The 6,262-nt window shown below is 72.2% G+C and carries 3 protein-coding genes and 2 pseudogenes; 1 reads left to right on the top strand and 4 read right to left on the bottom strand.

Going from position 1 to position 6,262, the window contains the following annotated elements; translation table 11 throughout:
* Nucleotides 1-497: 497 nt before the first annotated feature.
* From RKE29_RS27035 to RKE29_RS27025, 3 genes and pseudogenes are all read right to left on the bottom strand, one after another.
* Nucleotides 498-752: pseudogene (locus RKE29_RS27035) on the bottom strand (ABC transporter ATP-binding protein); the annotation flags it as partial.
* 5 nt (nt 753-757) lie between these two features.
* Nucleotides 758-2,404, bottom strand: coding sequence for a transposase (locus RKE29_RS27030; RefSeq protein ID WP_312008285.1), 1,647 nt, complete (start codon nt 2,402-2,404; stop codon nt 758-760).
* A complete protein-coding gene (locus tag RKE29_RS27025; protein ID WP_312008284.1) occupies nt 2,397-2,975 on the bottom strand; it encodes an IS607 family transposase in 579 nt (192 codons plus the stop codon). The genes RKE29_RS27030 and RKE29_RS27025 overlap by 8 nt, the downstream gene beginning before the upstream one ends.
* Before the next feature lie 251 nt (nt 2,976-3,226).
* Between RKE29_RS27025 and RKE29_RS27020 the strand changes: the two are divergent.
* Nucleotides 3,227-3,976: pseudogene (locus RKE29_RS27020) on the top strand (transposase family protein).
* Between the two features lie 41 nt (nt 3,977-4,017).
* On the opposite strand, the gene glgX reads toward RKE29_RS27020, so the two are convergent.
* Nucleotides 4,018-6,228, bottom strand: a complete 2,211-nt coding sequence (gene glgX / locus RKE29_RS27015) for a glycogen debranching protein GlgX (protein ID WP_312008286.1) — start codon at nt 6,226-6,228, stop codon at nt 4,018-4,020.
* Nucleotides 6,229-6,262: the final 34 nt, after the last annotated feature.

The following is a 6,262-nucleotide window of genomic DNA, read 5'->3' as shown; positions in this document are numbered from 1 at the left end:
CTCCGGCGCGCGGGGCGGCGCCCGCCCCGGTGGACGCTTCGGCGCTGGACCCGGCCGCGCCCGCGGCGGCGGCCGAGGCCGGTACGCCCCCGGCGAGCAGGGCCGCCACGGCGACCAGCGCGCCGACCGCGACGGTCTGCCGACGCGGCCGGGAGGGGCGGAGGGGGGTTCGTCTCACACTGACTCCTTCTGCGGTGGCCGCGGCGGGTGGCGCGGCCGGGTGCGCCCCGGCGGCCTGGTGCCGTCCGGGTACGGCGAAGCGGAGGTGCGCGTGGTGGGGGGCGGCGCGTACGGGTGTGCGCGCCGGGACTGCCGTGCGGCGCCGCAGCCGGCGCGGCGAGCGGGCGGGCCGGGCGGCCTCGGTGGTGGGAAGAGTCCCACTGTTGGATTGTTCCTGTCAGGAGCGCGTCAAAACGTGGCCGAAAAGCGGCTACGGCGCCCACCGCCGCCTGACGCGCGGGGGATCGCGGCCGGGGCTCTCGGCGGTGCGCGCCGGGTCAGACCAGGCTGCCGCGCCACGCCTCGTGCAGCGCGGCGAAGCGGCCGGTGCCCGCGGTCAGTTCGGCCGGGGAGCCGTCCTCCACCACCCGGCCGTCCGCCATCACCAGCACCCGGTCGGCGATCTCCACCGTCGACAGCCGGTGCGCGATGACCACGGCCGTACGGCCCCGCAGGACCGTGCGCATGGCCCGCTGCACGGCCCGCTCGCCCGGGATGTCGAGCGAGGACGTGGCCTCGTCCAGGATCAGCACCGTTCCTAAACAGTGTCCAGGAGTGACATTTGCTGCCAACTCCCGGAACTGCGCGCATCCCGAACGGTGTTGGATGCGCTGGTCTCCCGCGTTCGCTGTGTCCCTGTCCGGCTGCGTGCATCGTGTGCACGCTCCGTGACGGGTGGGCGGGTTCCCTCACGCCCTCGTGGGCCTGGTCCGGCCTGGGCGGTCCGATGCCCCGCAGCATCGCTCTGGTGCTGCGGGGGCGGTGCCGTCCGTCGCCGGATCGGGTGCCCGAGGGCGCGTCGCCCGATCGCGATGCCAGCGGCATCGTGACGGGACATCTTTCGTTTCTTCGAGGTGAGGGGCTTCTTCCAGTGCTGGTCGCCCCACATCGACGTGTACGCCGGGTCCACGGCAACGATCGACAGGCCGTGTGCGGATGCCATGGACACAAGCCGGGCCTTGAGCTTGCCGGTGGGGATGCCGGAGATGAGCTGCCGGAAGCGCTTACGTCTGCCGTGCTTCTCGCGGGTCTTCTCGGCGGCGAAGTCCAGGTTCTCCAGGCCGATGGCTTTGGCGCCGCACCGGTCGGCCCAATGCAGCAACCGGCTGATGGCGTGCCGGACCTGGGCGTCACGGTGGTCTGCGCTGCCGGACAGGTCGTAGAAGAACCGTTTGGGGTCGCCGACCGGGTTGCCGTGCCGGTCGAGCCGGTAGGCGGCGAAGTGGTCGGCGTTGGTGTCCACGCCGACCATGCCCTCAGACCGCGCCGTGTGAAGCGGGATCGTCTGGACAACGGGCCGTGTCCACGACGCTGTCAGGTACCAGCGGCCCCGCTCCACGTCCAGGTGGATACGGTAGGCCACGGCCCGGTTGTCTTCGATCCGGTCGCGCCACTCGGATCCCCGGTGCTGGAACTGCACGCGGGTGGCGAGGACGTACCGGCCGTGCTTGCTGTTGGCCACGTGGGCGAGCGGGGCGGGCAGCTTGATGCTGACCTCGCCATCCGGCGTGACGCGGATGGTCTCGTTGCCGAAGCGTTTGCCGGACTCGCCGTCGGCGGCGAGGAACCACCGTTCGGCTTCCCACCGCTCACGCCACTGCTCGGCGGTGAGCTGGGCGGCTTCGAGGTTGTGACGGTTGTTGAGGAGGCGTCGGCCGCCGCGCGCGACGTGCACGACACCGGCCTCGCGCTCAGCGCGGGCCACGTCCAGGCGGTGTTCCAGGGTCGTCAGACGGCGGGACTTCTGGAACCACTCGCCCCGACTGCGGTATCCGCCGGGTGCCCGCCTGGTGCCCTTCTCCCTGATCGGCTGGGAGAGGCGGTGCATCAGCGTCCGCACACCGGCCTCAAGCCCTTGGATGTGGGCGAGCTGACAGCGGCGGGACAGCGCCCACTGATCGTGAGTGGCCTTCGTGATCGAACCGGCCCACCGGGACGAGGAGCCGGCCGTCAGGCCCTGCTTTCGGGCGGCCCACGTGTCGCTGCTGTGGTCCAGGCCGTCAGCGCAGCGGTTCTTGAGGTCCAGCGAGGCGAGGCGTCCGAGGTGTTCACCGACCAGCCGCAACACCTTGTCGTCCACGTCGGTGAGGTGCTTGAGGCGGTCGCGTATCGCCACCCCGGACGGCCCGAGCGCGACGAACGGCGCGTCGATGGTGCGGAGCTGCTTCTTCTTGGGTTCACTCATCGGCAGCCGCCGCTTCGAGAGCCTTCCTCGCCCGGTTCTTCGCCGACCGACGGCCGTACAGGCGGGCGCAGAACGACGTCAGCACCTCCACCATGTCTCGGACCAGGTCGTCTTCGACTTCGCCGTCGTCAAGGACGACGAGTCGGCGACCAGTCGCGGACAGCGCGGCCTCGATCAACTCCACGTTCATCCGGCCGAGGCGGTCTTTGTGCTCGACCACGACCGTGGTCACCGCCGGGTCGGCCAGCAGTCGCCTCGCCTTCGCGCGGCAGCCGTTCATGCCCGAGGCGATCTCGGATTCGATCCGCACGACCTTCTGCCCGGCCTTCGCCGCCCATGCCGACAGGCGAGCGGTCTGCCGCTCCAGGTCCAGCTTCTGATCGTGCGAGGAGACGTGGGCATACAGACCTACACCACCGGTCACGGAGGGTGAGGTGTTCACGTCGATGTTCACCAGGATCGTGCGCGGTCCCACGCGTTCCGCAGGTACCGGCAATGTGCCCTCACGGAACCAGCGATACGCGGTACGCGGGGCAATCCCCTGCGCGCGTGCCCATTGCGTCAGGTTCATGCGCAAGATCGTACAACACTCGTGACACCTAAAGGACACTCATGGACACTTATGCGGGAGCAGTTTCTGACCCCCGGGTCGGCGAGCAGCGCGCGGGGCGTACGGCTGCGGGGGGTCGGCTGTAGCGGGCATCAGTGAGCTTCTTCGGCTTGGTCGCCGATCGGGTGACGATCCAGGGTGCGTAACAGGCGAGGCCCGCAGGCTGTTGGTCGAGATGTCTGACGTCTCAACCGATCAGCCTGGGGGCCTCGGTGGTCACTTATCCTGCCAGCCTCGACCTGCCGCACGCGCTCGTGGAGTGGGTCACGATGCTCATCGTCACCCGTGAGGGTGACCGGCGGTGCAAGCTGCGCCCGGCGCATCGCGCGATGGTGGCGCTGGTCTACCTGCGCGAACATCTCACGCTGGCGAAGATCGCCGCAGGCTTCGCCATCAGCGAGTCCATCGCCCACGCCTACACCACCGAGGTCATCGGCCTGCTCGCCGAGCGCGCGCCGGGACTGCTGAAAGTCCTCCGGGAGGCCGATCCGGATTCCGTCCTGGTGGACGGCACACTCGCAGAGTGCGACCGGGTGGGCGACGGGCGGGCGGATTACTCCGCCAAGCACCGCCGGCACGGCGTGAACGTGCAAGCCGTCACCGACCCGGACGGCCGCTTGCTGTGGCTCTCGCCCGCACTGCCGGGCCGCACCCACGATCTGACCGTGGCCCGCACCCACCGGATCATCCGGATCTGCGCACGTTAAGGCGTTCCCATCCTGGCTGACCTCGCCTACCAGGGCGGAGGTTCCTGGGTGACCACCGGCATCAAACGCCGGCCCCGCCAGGACCTCACACCTACCGAAAGAACCGTCAACCGGGCGCTGGCCCGCACCCGTGCTCCGGTCGAGCGCGGCGTCGGCCGCCTGAAGACATGGCACATCTTCCGTCACGCCCGGTGCAGCCCGAACCGCATGACGTCAATCGCCAAAGCCATCCTCACCCTGGAGCGGCACCGCTGAAGAGGCTCAGTGGCGAGACTACGGGCCGCCACTGACAACTCTCACTCGGTTTTCTGTCCTCGGCCCGTGGGCGGAAGGGCCCTCAGCACCCAGACCGAGGTCCCGGGCAGGGTCACCCGCGCGCCCGCGCGCAGCCGCGTGCCGCACGGTTCTCCCCGGTCCTCCTGGTCCTCGCGCGAGGTGTCCACCAGCAGCTCGTACTCCCCGGCCCACGGCGGGGGCGGCAGCGTGCACTCCACGGCCGGCTCCTCGGCGTGCAGCAGCACCAGGAAGCTGTCGTCGGTGACGCGGCGGCCGCGCTCGTCGCGCTGTGGGATGTCGCGGCCGGACAGGAACATGCCCAGGGTGGCCGTGGGCGCGAACCAGTCGCCCTCCGTCATCTCCGTCCCGCGCGGGGTGAACCAGGCCACGTCCCGCAGCCCGCCCGGGGCCAGCGCCCGGCCGGTGAAGAAGTCCCGGCGCCGGAAGACCGGGTGGGCGCGGCGCAGCGCGATCAGCCGGGCGGCGAGGTCGGCCACGGAAGCCCAGCCGGGGTCCTCGCGCAGCGACCAGTCGACCCAGGTGGTCTCGTCGTCGTGGCAGTACGCGTTGTTGTTGCCGCCCTGCGTGCGGCCCATCTCGTCGCCCGCGACCAGCATCGGCACGCCCGTGGACACCAGCAGGGTGGTGAGCAGGTTGCGCACCTGGCGGCGGCGCCGCGCGGCCACCGCCGGGTCGCCGGTCTCGCCCTCCACGCCGCAGTTGGCGGAGCGGTTGTCGTCGGTGCCGTCGCGGTTGTCCTCGCCGTTGGCCTCGTTGTGCTTGCGCTCGTAGCTGACCAGGTCGCGGAGGGTGAAGCCGTCGTGCGCGGTGACGAAGTTGACCGAGGCCGACGGGCCGCGGCCGCTCCACGCGTACAGGTCGCTGGAGCCGGACAGCCGGTAGCCCAGGTCCCGTACGTCCGGCAGCGCGCCGCGCCAGAAGTCGCGCGCCGCGTCGCGGTAGCGGTCGTTCCACTCGGCCCAGGGCGGCGGGAAGCCGCCGACCTGGTAGCCGTCGGGGCCGACGTCCCACGGCTCGGCGATCAGCTTCACGCCGCGCAGCACCGGGTCCTGGGCGATGGCGGCCGGCAGCGGGCCGTGCACGTCCACCTCGTCGTGCGCGGTCCGCGCGAGCGCGGTGGCCAGGTCGAAGCGGAAGCCGTCGACGCCCATCTCGGTCACCCAGTAGCGCAGCGAGTCCGTGATCAGCCGCAGCGCGGCCGGCCGCGCCGCGTGCACGGTGTTGCCGCAGCCGGTGGTGTCGGCGTAGCGCCGGGCGTCCTCGCGCAGGTGGTAGTAGCCGCGGTTGTCGATGCCGCGCAGGGACAGCGTGGGCCCCAGCTCGCCGCCCTCGGCGGTGTGGTTGTAGACGACGTCCAGGATCACCTCGATCCCGGCCGCGTGCAGCGCCCGCACCATGCGGCGGAACTCCACGGCCTGCCGGCCGCGGGTGCCGGAGGCCGCGTACCCGGCGTGCGGGGCGAAGTAGCCGACCGTGTTGTAGCCCCAGTAGTTGCGCAGGCCCCGGCGCAGCAGGTGCTCCTCGTGCGCGAACTGGTGCACCGGCAGCAGCTCCACGGCCGTCACGCCCAGGCGCGTCAGGTGCTCGACGGCCGCCGGGTGCGCCAGGCCCGCGTACGTGCCGCGCAGCGGCTCGGGCACGCCGGGGTGGCGCATGGTGAAGCCGCGCACGTGCAGCTCGTAGACCACCGAGTCGGCCCACGGCGTGCCCGGCCGGCGGTCGCCCGCGCCCGCCGCGCGCAGCCCGTCGGGCCCGTCGTCGTCGACGACCACGCCCTTGGGCACGAACGGCGCGGAGTCGCGGTCGTCGCGGACGGTGTCGGCGATGTGCCGCTCCGGCCAGTCGCGCACGTGCCCGTAGACCTCGGGCGGCAGCCGGTAGTCGCCGTCCACCGCACGCGCGTACGGATCGAGCAGCAGCTTGGCCGGGTTCCACCGGGCGCCGGTCCAGGGGTCCCAGCGGCCGTGCACGCGGTAGCCGTAACGCTGCCCGGGCCGCACGCCGGGCAGGAAGCCGTGCCAGACCTCGTCGGTCAGCTCGGTCAGCGGGTGGCGGGCCTCGGTCCCGTCGTCGGCGAACAGGCACACCTCGACGGCCTCGGCGCCGCCCGCCCACAGCGCGAAGTTCACCCCCGGCTCGCCGCCGGGCCCGGCCACCGCCCGCCCGCCCAGCGGGTGCGGGCTGCCGGGCCACGCGGGCTCGGCGGCCACGGAGCGGCCCGCCTCCCGGCCGCCGCGCGGGGCG

The sequence above is a fragment of the Streptomyces sp. B1866 genome, assembly GCF_031932565.1.
Lineage (GTDB): Bacteria > Actinomycetota > Actinomycetes > Streptomycetales > Streptomycetaceae > Streptomyces.
This window is presented reverse-complemented; position numbering and strand designations above follow the sequence as displayed.